Source organism: Dyella silvatica (assembly GCF_026283955.1).
Classification (GTDB): domain Bacteria; phylum Pseudomonadota; class Gammaproteobacteria; order Xanthomonadales; family Rhodanobacteraceae; genus Dyella_C; species Dyella_C silvatica.
Window position 1 is genome coordinate 17,826 of the sequence record NZ_JAPDPE010000058.1, and the last position, 13,204, is coordinate 31,029.

At 61.5% G+C, this 13,204-nt stretch carries 15 protein-coding genes; 3 read left to right on the plus strand and 12 right to left on the minus strand.

Features of this window, described 5'->3' with window-relative positions:
- Positions 1–58 precede the first annotated feature (58 nt).
- Positions 59–1,831: an ABC transporter transmembrane domain-containing protein gene (locus OUZ52_RS12630; RefSeq protein ID WP_266158753.1), complete on the plus strand. Its 1,773-nt coding sequence runs from the start codon at positions 59–61 to the stop codon at positions 1,829–1,831.
- A 14-nt stretch (positions 1,832–1,845) separates the two neighbouring features.
- Here OUZ52_RS12630 and OUZ52_RS12635 read toward each other — a convergent pair whose 3' ends face one another.
- Positions 1,846–2,703, minus strand: coding sequence for a LysR family transcriptional regulator (locus tag OUZ52_RS12635; protein ID WP_266158754.1), 858 nt, complete (start codon positions 2,701–2,703; stop codon positions 1,846–1,848).
- A gap of 111 nt (positions 2,704–2,814) precedes the next feature.
- Here OUZ52_RS12635 and OUZ52_RS12640 point away from each other — a divergent pair, with 111 nt between their 5' ends.
- Positions 2,815–3,258, plus strand: a complete 444-nt coding sequence (locus OUZ52_RS12640) for a multidrug/biocide efflux PACE transporter (RefSeq protein WP_266158755.1) — start codon at positions 2,815–2,817, stop codon at positions 3,256–3,258.
- A 2-nt stretch (positions 3,259–3,260) separates the two neighbouring features.
- On the opposite strand, the gene OUZ52_RS12645 is transcribed toward OUZ52_RS12640, so the two are convergent.
- The 11 genes from OUZ52_RS12645 to OUZ52_RS22875 form a co-directional block, all read right to left on the minus strand.
- Positions 3,261–4,022, minus strand: a complete 762-nt coding sequence (locus OUZ52_RS12645) for a copper homeostasis protein CutC (RefSeq protein WP_266158756.1) — start codon at positions 4,020–4,022, stop codon at positions 3,261–3,263.
- A 1-nt stretch (position 4,023) separates the two neighbouring features.
- Entirely contained in the window at positions 4,024–5,043 is a 1,020-nt protein-coding gene (locus tag OUZ52_RS12650; protein WP_266158758.1) for a glycosylasparaginase, read from the minus strand.
- 87 nt (positions 5,044–5,130) lie between these two features.
- Positions 5,131–5,334, minus strand: coding sequence for a cold-shock protein (locus OUZ52_RS12655; protein ID WP_266158759.1), 204 nt, complete (start codon positions 5,332–5,334; stop codon positions 5,131–5,133).
- Between the two features lie 160 nt (positions 5,335–5,494).
- A complete protein-coding gene (locus tag OUZ52_RS12660; protein ID WP_266158760.1) occupies positions 5,495–6,244 on the minus strand; it encodes an S-methyl-5'-thioinosine phosphorylase in 750 nt (249 codons plus the stop codon).
- Between the two features lie 88 nt (positions 6,245–6,332).
- The gene (locus OUZ52_RS12665; RefSeq protein WP_266158761.1) at positions 6,333–6,884 is read right to left on the minus strand and encodes a hypoxanthine-guanine phosphoribosyltransferase; all 552 of its coding nucleotides are present in this window, start codon (positions 6,882–6,884) and stop codon (positions 6,333–6,335) included.
- The gene (gene nagZ, locus OUZ52_RS12670) at positions 6,881–7,897 is read right to left on the minus strand and encodes a beta-N-acetylhexosaminidase (RefSeq protein WP_266158762.1); all 1,017 of its coding nucleotides are present in this window, start codon (positions 7,895–7,897) and stop codon (positions 6,881–6,883) included. The genes OUZ52_RS12665 and nagZ overlap by 4 nt, the downstream gene beginning before the upstream one ends.
- Positions 7,891–8,433: a CYTH domain-containing protein gene (locus OUZ52_RS12675; RefSeq protein WP_266158763.1), complete on the minus strand. Its 543-nt coding sequence runs from the start codon at positions 8,431–8,433 to the stop codon at positions 7,891–7,893. Before OUZ52_RS12675 ends, nagZ begins: the two co-directional genes overlap by 7 nt.
- Before the next feature lie 22 nt (positions 8,434–8,455).
- Positions 8,456–9,772 carry a 23S rRNA (uracil(1939)-C(5))-methyltransferase RlmD gene (gene rlmD, locus OUZ52_RS12680; protein WP_266158764.1) on the minus strand — a complete coding sequence of 439 codons (1,317 nt, stop codon included), beginning with the start codon at positions 9,770–9,772 and terminating at the stop codon, positions 8,456–8,458.
- Between the two features lie 95 nt (positions 9,773–9,867).
- Complete coding sequence (locus OUZ52_RS12685; RefSeq protein WP_266158765.1) at positions 9,868–10,494, minus strand: YdbL family probable chaperone protein; 627 nt, start codon at positions 10,492–10,494, stop codon at positions 9,868–9,870.
- 111 nt (positions 10,495–10,605) lie between these two features.
- On the minus strand, positions 10,606–12,360 hold the full coding sequence (locus tag OUZ52_RS12690; protein WP_323135345.1) for a hypothetical protein: 1,755 nt from the start codon (positions 12,358–12,360) through the stop codon (positions 10,606–10,608).
- Positions 12,303–12,557, minus strand: coding sequence for a hypothetical protein (locus OUZ52_RS22875; RefSeq protein ID WP_323135346.1), 255 nt, complete (start codon positions 12,555–12,557; stop codon positions 12,303–12,305). The genes OUZ52_RS12690 and OUZ52_RS22875 overlap by 58 nt, the downstream gene beginning before the upstream one ends.
- A gap of 44 nt (positions 12,558–12,601) precedes the next feature.
- On the opposite strand from OUZ52_RS22875, the gene OUZ52_RS12695 reads away from it, so the two are divergent.
- A partial coding sequence (locus OUZ52_RS12695) for a response regulator (protein ID WP_266158766.1) occupies positions 12,602–13,204 on the plus strand: 603 nt, incomplete at its 3' end.

A 13,204-nucleotide genomic window follows, 5' to 3' on the forward strand; every position in this document is an offset into this window, starting at 1 on the left:
ACATCTACCCCACGTATCGAACGCAGCACTGTTTCCATCGACCCCATAGCGAGCCCTCATGAGCGATACCGCCACCGATAAGCAAGCCCCTGCCCGTCGGGTTGGCGCGCTACGACAACTGTGGCCCTTTGTGCGGCCGCACCGTGCCCTGGCCATCGGCTGGCTGGTATTTCTAGGCCTGTCCTCAGCAGCCACCCTGGTGCTGCCGATGGCCGTGCGCCACATGATCGACCAGGGCTTTGGCAACTCCAGCGCGGCCGAGATCAATACCACCTTTCTTGGCTTGTTCGCGGTAGCCCTGTTGCTGGCCTTTGCCACCGCGGGCCGCTATTTCTGCATTACCTTGCTCGGCGAGCGCGCGCTGGCTTCGCTGCGCAGCAAACTCTATTCGCATGTGATCCGGCTGGATGTCGGTTTTTTTGAACGCAGCCGCGTCGGTGAGCTGATCTCACGGCTAGGCACCGATACCGAGGTGATCCAGGCGCTGATCGGCTCGGGCATTTCGGTAGCGCTGCGCAGCGTGGTGATGCTGCTCGGTGCGGCGGCGATGATGGTGTGGACCAGCCCTCGCCTGGCCGGCCTTACTGCGCTGGTGATTCCGGCGGCGATGCTGCCGATCCTGGTGTTTGGCCGCCGCGTGCAAAAACTGTCGCGGGCCAGCCAGGATCGTCTCGCCGATGCGGCGGCGATTGCCAACGAAACCTTGAACGCCGCGCCCGCCGTCAAGGCCTATGCGCGTGAAGATATCGAAAGCACGCGCTATGGCAGCGCCATCACTCGTGCACTGGCCACCGCGCGCAAGCGCATCGGCATGCGCTCGGTGCTCACTGCCGCAGTCATCGTGCTGTTCTTTGGCGCCATCACCTTGGTGCTGTGGGCCGGCGCGCGCGATGTATTGGCGGGCAGCTTGAACGCCGGCGTACTCGGTCAGTTCGTGCTGTACGCGATCTTTGCGGCCGGTTCGGTGGCGGGCTTATCCGAGGTCTGGGGCGACGTATTGCGTGCCGCCGGTGCGATGGAGCGGATCAGCGAGCTATTCGCCGAGCATGCCGAGATTGCCAGCCCGGCGCAGCCCGCCGTATTGAGCAAACCGATCAGCGGCGCACTGCGTTTCGAGGGCGTGAACTTCCATTACCCGACCCGACCTGACGCGCAGGCACTGTATGACTTCGACTTGACGATCCAGCCCGGTGAAACGGTGGCTCTGGTCGGCCCTTCCGGCGCCGGCAAGAGCACGGTACTGGCCTTGTTGTTGCGCTTTTACGATCCGCAAAAAGGCAGCATTCGCCTGGACGGCGTCGATCTGCGCGCCCTGGCATTAACCGACCTGCGCGGTGCCATTGCGCTGGTGCCGCAGGAAACGGTGATCTTCGGCGGCAGCGCCGCAGACAACATCCGTTTTGGCCGCCAGGACGCAGGCGACGATGAAGTGCTCGAGGCTGCCCGTGCCGCGGAAGCTCACGAATTTATCAGCGCGCTGGGCAATAGCTATGACTCCGAGCTGGGCGAGCGCGGCGTGCGCCTGTCGGGTGGACAACGCCAGCGTATCGCCATCGCCCGCGCCATCTTGCGCGATGCACCCTTGTTGCTGCTCGACGAAGCCACCTCGGCGCTCGATGCGCAATCCGAGGCGGCTATCCAGCAGGCACTGGAGCGTTTGGAAAAAGGCCGTACCACCCTGGTCATCGCCCACCGCCTCGCCACCGTTCAGCGGGCCGACCGTATCGTGGTGCTGGACGGCGGCCGTATCGTCGCTCAGGGCACCCACGAAAGCCTGCTCGCCGAAGGCGGTTTGTATGCGGAACTGGCACGCTTGCAGTTCGTGAGCTGACTGAGTTCAAACGTTCAAGCACTCAGGCGTTGCCGCAGCCAATGACCGGCAACGCCAAGCGGGCGGCGTGAGGACCACACCACATCGATAGCGCCCTGCTGCGGCCAGCCGGGCAGGCGCAGTTCGACCAGCTTGCCGGGGGCATAACGCTCCACCATCCAGCGTGGCAACGCTGCCCAGCCAAAGCCAAGCTCAGCCATTTCCATCAGCAGCAAAAAGCTGGGTGCCGACCAGTAGTGCCCCTTGGCTGTGATGGATGCTTCGTCCAGATAGGTATTGAGGCGAAGCTCTCGCACATGGGCCAGGTCATCGACGCTTGGTGAGGGCTGCTTGGCCAAGGGGTGCGTGGCAGCCACAAAGAGTGCCGTTTGGGATGGGTGCTGCGCGGTTGCACGAGCAAGATCGGATGGATAGGCCGGCTGCGCGGCAACCATGGCCAATTGCGCCCGCCCCTCTTGGACCAGGGCTAGGGCATCGGCCCCCTCGCCCAGCAAGCACTCAAACTCAAGCGCCGGATAGCGCTGATCGAGCTCGGCCAGGATCGACTCGTAATCAGGCGACTGATAGCGATCTGTCAGCACCACGGTCAGCCGTGGCTCCAAACCTGCCGCCAATTGCCCGGCCGTGCGCATAAAGCGCTCCTCGGCCTGCAACATCAGCGACGCCTGCGCCAGCAATAGCTGCCCCTCCGGAGTGAGCTGGGGCCGGCGGGTGCTGCGGTCGAACAGCTTCACTCCGAGGTCGATCTCCAGGTTGGCGATCGCTTCGCTGATGGTCGACTGGCTTTTGCCCAGCACACGGGCAGCCGCAGTGAAGGAGCCGCCATGAGCGGCTTCGGTAAAGGCGCGCAGGGTATCGGGCGAAGGCTTCATGGCGGCATGGCCTGATCGGCAACACAAACTATCGATAAAACCGATGATAACTAATTAAAACTATCGGTCAACAAGCGGGAAAATCAGCTTATTCCTGCTGAGGACAGCCCCATGAACATGCCGAAGAAAACCAAACGAGAACGTGTGCTTCACGCCGTGTCATTTGAATTGATCGCCGTGCTGATCGCCGCCCCCCTACTGAGCTGGGTATTGAACGTATCGCTGGGCAAGATGGGCGTGCTGACCGTGACCATCTCGCTGGTCGCGATGGTCTGGAACATGCTTTACAACGGCTTGTTCGACCGCTTGCAACAGGCTTGGGCGTTTTCGCGCACGCTGGCGGTGCGCATCGCGCATGCGCTCGGCTTCGAACTTGGCCTGATCGTTTTCACTTTGCCGCTCGCGGCATGGTGGCTGGGTATCGGCCTATGGCAGGCCTTGCTGCTGGAAGCTGGCGTGCTGCTGTTTTTCTTGCCGTATACGCTGGGCTTCAACTGGGCCTATGACGCGTTGCGCTCGCGTTGGCTGGAGCGTGGCAATACCCAAATAGCCTGAGATCAAACGGCGGGCGCTTGCGCCCGCCAAGCCATGATCAGCGCACGTACCTGCTCGACATCGCTGCGCCATTCACCACCTTGCATATCGTGCAGCCCTGGCCGCAGATGCTGCATACCCGAGGCCAACTGACGCTTGGCCGACGCATGGAATTCATGGGCGCCGGTCGCCGCCGCCAGCTGGGCAATGTTCTGCGCAGTCACCCCTGCGCCCGGCATGATGCTGATGCGGCCGGCGGCCTGCCTGATCAAATCAGCGATCAATCCGACCCCATCGAGCGCGCTGGCTTGGGTGCCGGAGGTCAACACTCGCTCGCAACCCAGAGTGATGACATCCTCAAGTGCCTGGGCTGGATCGCGGCTTAGATCGAAGGCGCGGTGAAACGTAACGCCCATCGGCCCCGCCGCCGCGATCAATTCGCGGCAGCGGGCCATGTCGACCTGGCCCGCGGCGTCCAGCACACCAAGCACAACGCCATCGCAACCGAGTGCGGCGCAGGTTTCGATATCGCGCCGCATTAACTCGTGTTCGAGATCGCTGTAAAGAAAATCGCCGGCACGTGGCCGGATAAGCACATACAACGGTATCGTCAGCTGTTCGCGGGTCATGGCAATCAGCGCCGATGACGGCGTCAACCCGCCCAGCTCCAGGGCGGTGCATAGCTCGACCCGCCCCGCTCCACCGGTCTGCGCGGCTAGCGCCGATGCGACTGAATTCGCTGCCACCTCAAGCAGGCGGACAGCGTCAAGGCTAGCTGCGCCCATGTCAGTAAACGCTTTTGGCTGGCAATAACGTGTCCTGCCGTTGCGCGTCGCAAACCGCGTAGGAAAACCCTGGCTGGATCGCCCAGGCGCCGACATCGCCGTGTCGGTTCATGGCGAGAAAACCCACCTGCAAATCTTTGGCTGCGTCGGGACGCCGCTTGACGATACGCATCACCGCCTCGTGGCAAGCCTCTTGTGGTGTGCGTCCTTGACGCATCAGTTCTACCACCAGAAAACTGCCGGCATTGCGGATCACTTCTTCGCCCACGCCGGTGGAGGTCGCCGCACCGATCTCGCCGTCGACATATAAACCGGCACCGATGATCGGACTGTCGCCGACACGTCCGTGCAGCTTCCAGGCCATGCCGCTGGTGGTGCAGGCACCCGCCAAGCGCCCCTGAGCATCCAGTGCCAGCATGCCGATGGTGTCGTGATTGTCGTGGCCACCAGGCAAGCCGGTCTTGCCGTAATCGCGTACTTCGCTATTCGCCGATGGCTGGTAATGCGCGGTCTTCAGCCACTCGTGCCAGGCCTTTTCCGATTCTGGCGTCAACAGCTCTTCTTTCTTGAAGCCTTGTTCGAGGGCGAACTGCAAAGCGCCGTCACCGACCAGCAAAACATGCGGTGTGCGCTCCATCACTCGCCGTGCCACCAGGATCGGATGCGCGATATGTTCCAGCGCAGCGACGGCGCCGCAATTGCCATCGGCGTCCATGATGCTGGCATCGAGGGTGACCCGGCCGTCGCGGTCGGGATAACCGGCTCGCCCCACACTGTGATTCTTCAGATCGGCCTCGGGTACTTGCACGCCCGTTTCTACCGCATCGAGTGCATGACCGCCTTTATCGAGCACAGCCCATGCCGCACGGTTGGCGGCCACACCGAAATCCCAGGTCGAAATCACTTTTGCCGCTACAGCCTTGCTTGCTGGCGCTGCCACGTCGGCAGAAACACGACCGGCCAAGGCCAGTGCCGAGGCTCCCAGCAACGATGTTTTCAGAAACGCTCTACGGTCAACCACAGGCTCTCTCCATCATGCAAAAGCCCCGCGTCTTTCAACGCGGGGCCTCTTTGTAACATCAATCGGGCGAACGCTGATCGTGCAGACTCAGAGCCCTTCAACGTTAGCGGCTTGCTTGCCTTTCGGACCATTGGTGACGTCGAACTTCACTTTCTGGCCTTCCTGCAAGCTACGAAAACCCTTGGAGGTAATCGCCGAGAAGTGAACGAAGACGTCATCCCCGCCTTCGTCTTGTGAAATAAAACCAAAACCCTTGGCGTCATTAAACCACTTGACCGTACCGGTACTCATTGCATGAACCTCTGAAGCATGGATTGGATGCGCCAAGCTGCTGCACTGAACCACGGCCCCCCTTGGTCAGCCACCCCTGGCACAATGAAAGTATCAACATGTTTCATATCCGAGCGCAATATGCGCACCCGTACGGATTTCAAAAAACGCGTTGACTTGCTCAGCTTTTGAGCAAGGCCGCAAGAATCGGCGGAACCTCAGCGGTGGCGGCGGCAAGGTGAGCGAAAATTTCTTCGATGCTGATTTCCGCTTCGTCGCCACAACCAGCGGCAAAGTTGGCGACCAGGGCCAGGCAGGCGTACTCAAGTTCCAATTCGCGCGCCAGCGTTGCTTCGGGCATACCGGTCATGCCGACCAGATCGCAGCCATCGCGCTTCATGCGGGCGATTTCGGCACGGGTCTCCAGGCGTGGTCCCTGGGTGGCGCCGTAGCAACCGCCGTTGATCACCGCCGCACCGGCCTTGCCCGCGGCGGCGATCAAGGCCTGGCGCAATGATTCGGTATACGGCTCGCTGAAATCGATGTGCTTCACCTCGGCGCCTTCTACATCGCAATAGCTGGTGTAGCGGCCATGGGTGTAGTCGATGATTTGATCCGGCACCACCAGCACTCGCGGCCCCATGTCGGCACGAATGCCACCGACCGCATTGACCCCGATGACCCGGCGTGCGCCCAGCGAATGCAGAGCCCAGAGATTCGCCCGGTAATTCACCCGGTGTGGCGGCAGGCTGTGGCTTTCGCCGTGACGGGCCAGAAAGGCCACGCGCTTGCCCGCGAAATCACCCAGCACCACATCGCCGGAAGCCTGGCCATAAGGTGTATTCACGGTGTGACGCGCGGCGTTTTCCAATCCGGGAAACTGATACAGACCGCTGCCACCAATAACAGCGAGATCGATGGAAAGGGACATCGTGGTGATTCCTTAAAAAAGTGCCGGAGACAGCGAGCCAGAAATATGCGGTATCGAGGTGACAAGTTTGCCTCCCCTGCGCATGGCTTTAATCGCGCAAAGCGTAAATTCCAGGCAAGTTACGACCCTGCTCGTGGTAGTCCATGCCGTAGCCAAAGACATAGCGGTCAGGAAGTTCGACACCGTTGAAATCGGAGGCGACACCTTCGGCCAAGCGATCATGCCGCTTGGTGCACAGGCTGACGATCAGCACGCGGCGGGCACCGCGGCTCAGGCAATCGTCACGCACCGCCTTGAGTGTGTGTCCTTCATCGAGAATATCGTCGACCAGCAACACGGTGCGCCCCTGTAGGGATACCTGTGGCTCACGCAGCCAATGCAGCTCGCTGCCGGTGGTTTGGCCGCGGTAACGAGTGGCATGTACGTAGTCGAATTCAAGATCGGTGCGAATCGCCAGCGCGAGTTGACCGGCGAAGATCAACGCGCCTTGCATCACCGTCAGAAACACTGCGCGCTCACCGTCCAGCACCGCATCGATCTCACGCCCAAGATGGGCGATGGTCGATTCCAGTTCTGCCTGGCTATAGAGCAACTCAGCGTCCGCCAATGCCGCCGCTAGGGTTGGGGCTTGCTTAGTCATACGATTGAATCCTCAATATCCAAGGCAGTGACGCGCGCGATAAAGCGATCGCGCTGCGGGTTATCGGTAAGCCCATCCCAGGTAGAGCCCAGCGCGCCGCGCAAGGCCGCCAAACGCTCAGGCGCACGCACCGGCAGGTGCTTGACCGCGGCGATCGCTTCGTCGACGACATCGGGAAAACACGCCAGCACCAGATCGCAGCCTGCCGCCAGATGCGCCTTGACCCGACCCTCGACGCTGCCCGCAGAACCTGCGGCAGCCATGCTGATGTCGTCGCTGATGACCGCACCGCGAAAGCCCAGCTCGCCGCGCAAAATCTGCTCGATCCAGATTTTCGAATAGCCCGCCGGCTGTGCATCGACGTCGGGATAAACGACATGGGCCATCATCACCGCTTCGACGCTGGCTTCGATGCATTCGGCAAAGGGGTACAAATCGTTGCGGCGGATCTCGTCCAGCGGGCGCGGATCGATCGCCTGCGTTTTATGAGTATCGGCGGCGACCGAACCATGCCCGGGAAAGTGCTTGAGCACACCGGCCATGCCGCCCAGATGCATACCACGCACATAGGCCTGCCCTAGCTCCGCCGCCACCGCGGGGTTGGCATGAAAGGCACGGGTACCGATGGCCGCAGTGCCGCGAGCCAGATCCACCACCGGCGCAAAACTGAAGTCCACGCCGATCGCGCGCATTTCACTGGCCATGACCCAGGCATGCTCTTCGGCCAAGCGAATCGCTTCGTTGGGATCGCGGTCATAGACCGCGCCGATCTTGGCCAGGGCCGGCAAGCGGGTAAAGCCCTCGCGAAAGCGCTGTACCAGGCCGCCCTCTTGATCGACGGCGACCAAGATATCCTCGCCGGCAGCCTCGCGGATCGCCTCGATCAGAGCCGTCACTTGATCGCGCGAGGCAAAATTGCGGGCGAACAACAACACGCCGACCACGCCAGGCGCGCTCAGCCAGGGGCGTTCGTTTGCCGCAAGCTCAAGGCCGGCCAAGCCAATCATCAACATGCTGGAACCCCCGCGTGCGCTACGCCATCGAGAGCATCGCGCTCAGCCGCTGTCCAACGGGTATACGGGTGGGTAATCAAATTCACGTTGTAATAACGCGCCAGACCACTGACCTCTCGCCCCAGCCAGTCAGGCCGTGGATAGTTCATATCGGGCGCATCCAGTTCGATCTCGGCGACGATCAGCCCCTGATTGTCGCCGAGAAATTCGTCGATCTCGAACAAGGCACCCTCGATGACGACGTGGTGACGAAGCTTTTCCAGGCTGCCCTTGCACAAGCTAGAGAGCATCGCTTCGGCATCCACTAACGGCAGCGGATACTCATACTCATCACGTTGAATGCCCAGCGTGGCTGACTTGATATTGAGCCAGGCCTGTTCACCGGCCACACGTATTCGTACCGACGCGTTGGCGCTGCCATCGCGCACCGCTTGCGCACCAACCAGATAGCCCTGAACCATGCGCTCGCTGTGCTGTATCTGCGACCGCCAGAGATCGTTCTGCAGTAGAAATTTACGTTCGATCTCGATACCCATGGGTAATGCTTGTCCTTTCGTCTCAGCTACGCTCGAACAAGGCAATGGATTCCACATGCGAGGTATGCGGAAACATATCCATCACCCCGGCGGTGACCAGGCGAAAACCATGCTTTTGCACCAGGATGCCGGCATCGCGCGCCAACGAGCCCGGATGGCACGACACATAAACGATACGCTGAGTGCCTTTGCGCGGGAGGTATTCCAGCACCTTGTCGGCACCCGCACGCGGTGGATCGAGCAGCAATTTATCCCAGGATTGTTGCGCCCAGGACGCGTTGCGCTGATCTTCGAACAGGTTCGCCACCTGGAAGCTGGCGTTGGCAATGCCATTGCGCGTGGCGTTTTCGGCGGCGCGTTCGACCAGCCCGTGCTCGCCCTCGATACCCATGACTTCAGCCACCCGGCGCGCCATAGGCAAGGTGAAATTGCCGAGGCCACAAAACAGATCCAGCACCCGATCGGTCGGCTGCGGATCGAGCAAGCTCATGGCGCGCTCCATCATCCGCTGATTCATGCCCGCGTTGACTTGCACGAAATCCAGCGGCTGAAATTCAAGCTCGACGTCGCTTACCGCCGCATCGGCGCTGGCAATACGAAAGGCGAGCCGTGGCTGTTCCGGCCATAGCGGATGCACGCTGCTGTTGCCGCCCGGCTGCAGGTAAATCGCGAAAGCGTGTTCTTTTCCAAAAGCGATCAACGCGGTCTGATCGGCGTCACTCAACGGCTTCAAATGGCGAAAGACCAAGGCCATGGTGTCGTCACCCGCGGCGAACTCGATCTGTGCGATATCCGCGGCTGCGTCCATGCCGCTAAGCAACTGCGCCAGCAAACCGATCTTTGGCCCCAGCGACGGATGCACGATTTCGCATTGCTCGATGTCAGCGACAAAACGCGGGTTGCTCTCTTCGCGAAAACCGACCAGCACGCGGCCCTTTTTCGCCACGCTGCGTACCGACAGGCGGCCTTTGCGGCGATAGCCCCAGGGCTCATCGGTAAGCGGCGGCAGCCACGACTCGGGGCTGACCTTGCCGATGCGGGTGAAGTTTTCCTCCAGCACGCTTTGCTTGGCGGCAATCTGCGATTCGGCGTCCAGATGCTGTAGCGAGCAACCGCCGCACTGGGCGTAGTGACGGCAACGCGGGTCGACCCGGTGCGGCGAACGCAGCAGCAGTTCAACCACGTCCGCTTCGTCATAGTTGCGGTGACGGCGGCGCAGGCTTAGCAACGCCTGCTCACCAGGCAGCACGCCGCTGACGAAGACGGCTTTACCGTCGATATGGGTCACGCCACGGCCATCATGGGTGAGGCCGGTAATGGAGGCTTCGAATGTTTTCATCGTTAAAAGCTGTCAGCGCCAGCAGCGGCAGATCCAGGCGTGATCAAAACCGTAAAGGCCGCACTAGGAAAGATTAAGGAGACGCGGAAGCAGATTTACTTCTGGGTCCAGGCGCCCGCGGGGTTTTGATAATACCAGCCTGCACGGGCATGCTCGATCCAGCCTTTGGCAAACGTGGCGCGGATCTGTGCCTCCCACTCGGGATGATTGTTGGCATTGGCTACTTCGCGATAGAGCGCGCTGCGGTCACGGTTTTCGTCGGCGACCGTGGCATTGACCTCGGCGCGCTGATTCAGCGGCAGCTTGCTGGGGTCACGCACGGCGACCAGGCCATCGCGGGTAAAGCCGACCGCACCGCTATCCAGCAGCGCGCTCAGACCACCTTGCATACGCCCCTGCATGCGTTGGCGAATCGATTCGGTGGTGCTGGTTTGAATACGGATATCCGGGGTGTCGGCCGCATAGGCGGCTGGAATCACCAGGTCGAGCAACAGCATAGCGGCGGGACGCCCATCCTTGGATGAGGCCGGCTTGGTGGCTGCGGGCGGGTTGGTTTTTGAACTGTCGGCCGGTGTAACCACGCGAGCGCTATCGAGCACGGTGCCAATGAATTGGTCGGCGGCCTTTTCGGCAGCCGCTTCGGGAAAGTAGACATTGATGGTGACGCAGCCCACGAGTGCAACAAGCAACGTAGTCAGCAATCCATAGACGAGCTTGCGCATGATCAACTCCAGTGAGCGTTCTAAATATTGAATGGTGGGCGTGGGATGAAACGTGGTGACGGGACTGATTCGAGGCGGCTTCAACCAGGCCGATTCAATGAGCGAATGCCATCAGCGAATCTCTGGCGTGGCCCCATCGATAGCGGCTTTCAGGCGATGCATAAGCGTCGGCCAGTCGACCTGGGTTTGATGGCCGATCACTTGCAGACGCGGTATGCCGCTGCCTTCGACGATAGTGTAGCCGTCTCCATCGCTATCCAATCCACCCATGTGACACACGGTGCCTTGTAGCGTGCAGTTGAGGCCGATGCGCTTGTAGCCAAAAGTCTTGAAAAGCTTCAATACCGCGCCCTGCAGGCCGGCCGCGATGCCGCCACCACCCATCGAGGTTAGGTTGTTCACCGCGCGTTGACTGATTCGGCCACCGCCTCCGGCAAGCAGCTGCGCATTGAATGCCACCGGATTCCAATTGACCAGTCGAAGCTGGTCGACCGAACCGTCCAGCCGGCCGGTGATGTTGCCGAAATCGAACACACTGGTGATCGCCCCCAGGTCGAGCTGGCGCATGCTGATGTCGCTGGTCAACACCGGGCTGGACCCGAACGGCTGCTGTAGCGAAAGCCGGGTGATGTCGACAAAGCCGTCAAAGACGTTCATCGACAGGCCACCCGCCAGCTCGAAGCGGTCGTCGACCCAGCGCAACGATGGAATCGCGCCACCCAGCGTACCGGGGAACTCCGGCCAGCCCACGGCGCGGCTAAAGGCTGCCATGTCGATGCCAGTCAAGGTCAGCGACGTAGCCAGGCGTTGTCCCTTGACGGCGGCGGGGCGCCACTCGAGGTCGGCGACCCGCAGCTTGCCGTTCAACAGGGGAATCTCCGCGGCGCGCTGCAAGCTCAGGCTGCCGCCACGACTTTGCCAATGCGACTGCATGCCTGCGGTGGGAATGCGGTAGATCTGTAGCGTGCGCCAGGCCAGCGTGGTGGCCGGCCGGTCACCTTGCGCGGCCCAGTCCATACCGCCACGCAGGCCAGTGACGCTGAGGCGACCACCGCTATCGGCCGCGTCAAGGCCATCGGTATCGAAGTTAAAGCTGTGCAATCCATCCGCAGCCATATCGATGCTGCCGCTGAGCTGACCAGCCGTGCGCATGTCGCGCATGCCCAGGGCGGTCAGCCATGTTTGACCGTAACGCTGGTAGGCTGCCGGAAAGTGGGCCTGGAAATGATCGAATTTCAGCTTCTCCAGTTCACCTTTGGCGCTGAAGGCCAGAGCACCGTCGAGCTGCAAGGCATCGGCGTCACTGACCCGCAAACGGCTTAGTTCGAAAGCGCCACGGTGGCCGCTGGCATCCAGGCCAAGCTGTACCGGGTGTTCTGGCAACTTGGCATAGATCGGGCCAAGCAACAATTCGCCACCACGTACATTGGCATCCAGATGGATGCGCGCGGCACCACTCGTGGTGTCGATATTGAGACGGCCATTGCTGTTCACACCCTGCCCGGCCAGGGTGCCGGCGGGGGTGTCGAAACCCGCCCCGTCGAGGGTGAACTCACCCGACGTCTGAATGCCGCTGTCCTGGATATCCAGCGCCAGCACGGCATCGAGCCGACCGCCGGTCACCCGGCCTGACCATACGGTGCCAAGCAGACCTTGCAGCCAGCCAACCGGCAACCCCTTCAAGCTGATCTGCGCGTGGCTGGGCTGATCCAGCGGCAACGCCGTGCTGGCCTGGGTTTTGCCCTGGTTGAGGTCGACCTGCAAGGTATTGGCGGACTCATCGACGATCAGGCCAAGCTTGGCATTACTCAAGGCGCCGCCAGGCGCCCCCGCCAGTTGCACGGTGCCATCGAACAACCAGCGCATGCGAGGATCGCATGCAGATTAAGAGTGAGGCCGCCCTTGCCATCCTCGCCTATCTGCGCCTGCACATCCTGCAGACGCACCCCCGGCACACTGACCAGCTTGGCGTTGAGGAATACATCCGCCTGCGCAGGCACGGCGATGCCGCCCCCTAGCAGGAAGCAAAAACTGAGCAACAAGTGGCTTGATGTGAAGCGCATGTCACGCCATTCTGCCAAAAACCGATGAACGACATGGACACGTCATGATCAATAGCCCTGCCAGCCATACATCAAGCCACTCTGGCAAGCCCGGTTTGCTACGCATCCTGGTCGCCGATGACGATCCGGCCAGCCGCCTTTTTCTCGCCGATGCCTTGCGCAAGCTGGGCATGAGCGTCGAGGCATGCACTGACGGCACCGAGGCAATCGCCTGTGGCCGGCGGGAATCGTTCGATATCTTGCTGCTGGACTGCCGTATGCCCGGTGCCGGTGCGGAGCAAGTGCTCAGCGCCTTGCGCAACGATACGCACGCCGGTTCTAGCCAGAGCATCGCCGTCGCGACCAGCGCCGAGCTGGACGCGGCCACCCGCCAGCGCCTGCTTGCCCATGGCTTTAGCGATGCCTTGCTTAAGCCGTGTGAACTGGCCGACCTTCGCCGCGTCATTGAGCTGGCCCAGCCCGCCATCGCCGAACTGCCGTTGCTGGATGATCGCCAGGCCCTGGCCAGCACTGGCGACGTACAGATCATGCAGGCATTGCGTGGCCTGTTGCGTGATGAGCTCACGGCGCTTCAGCAAGAACTGGACAACCTGGGCAACGCGCCGGAGTCATTGGCAGAGCGGCTGCACCGGCTGCGCTCGTCATGC

What these genes read in the sequence shown, in the direction of transcription:
- OUZ52_RS12630 (WP_266158753.1), top strand. Translation starts at nt 59, where the DNA reads ATGAGCGATACCGCCACCGATAAGCAAGCCCCTGCCCGTCGGGTTGGC.
- OUZ52_RS12635 (WP_266158754.1), bottom strand. Translation starts at nt 2,703, where the DNA reads ATGAAGCCTTCGCCCGATACCCTGCGCGCCTTTACCGAAGCCGCTCAT.
- OUZ52_RS12640 (WP_266158755.1), top strand. Translation starts at nt 2,815, where the DNA reads ATGAACATGCCGAAGAAAACCAAACGAGAACGTGTGCTTCACGCCGTG.
- OUZ52_RS12645 (WP_266158756.1), bottom strand. Translation starts at nt 4,022, where the DNA reads ATGGGCGCAGCTAGCCTTGACGCTGTCCGCCTGCTTGAGGTGGCAGCG.
- OUZ52_RS12655 (WP_266158759.1), bottom strand. Translation starts at nt 5,334, where the DNA reads ATGAGTACCGGTACGGTCAAGTGGTTTAATGACGCCAAGGGTTTTGGT.
- OUZ52_RS12660 (WP_266158760.1), bottom strand. Translation starts at nt 6,244, where the DNA reads ATGTCCCTTTCCATCGATCTCGCTGTTATTGGTGGCAGCGGTCTGTAT.
- OUZ52_RS12665 (WP_266158761.1), bottom strand. Translation starts at nt 6,884, where the DNA reads ATGACTAAGCAAGCCCCAACCCTAGCGGCGGCATTGGCGGACGCTGAG.
- nagZ (WP_266158762.1), bottom strand. Translation starts at nt 7,897, where the DNA reads ATGTTGATGATTGGCTTGGCCGGCCTTGAGCTTGCGGCAAACGAACGC.
- OUZ52_RS12675 (WP_266158763.1), bottom strand. Translation starts at nt 8,433, where the DNA reads ATGGGTATCGAGATCGAACGTAAATTTCTACTGCAGAACGATCTCTGG.
- rlmD (WP_266158764.1), bottom strand. Translation starts at nt 9,772, where the DNA reads ATGAAAACATTCGAAGCCTCCATTACCGGCCTCACCCATGATGGCCGT.
- OUZ52_RS12685 (WP_266158765.1), bottom strand. Translation starts at nt 10,494, where the DNA reads ATGCGCAAGCTCGTCTATGGATTGCTGACTACGTTGCTTGTTGCACTC.
- OUZ52_RS12690 (WP_323135345.1), bottom strand. Translation starts at nt 12,360, where the DNA reads ATGCGCTGGTTGTTCGATGGCACCGTGCAACTGGCGGGGGCGCCTGGC.
- OUZ52_RS22875 (WP_323135346.1), bottom strand. Translation starts at nt 12,557, where the DNA reads ATGCGCTTCACATCAAGCCACTTGTTGCTCAGTTTTTGCTTCCTGCTA.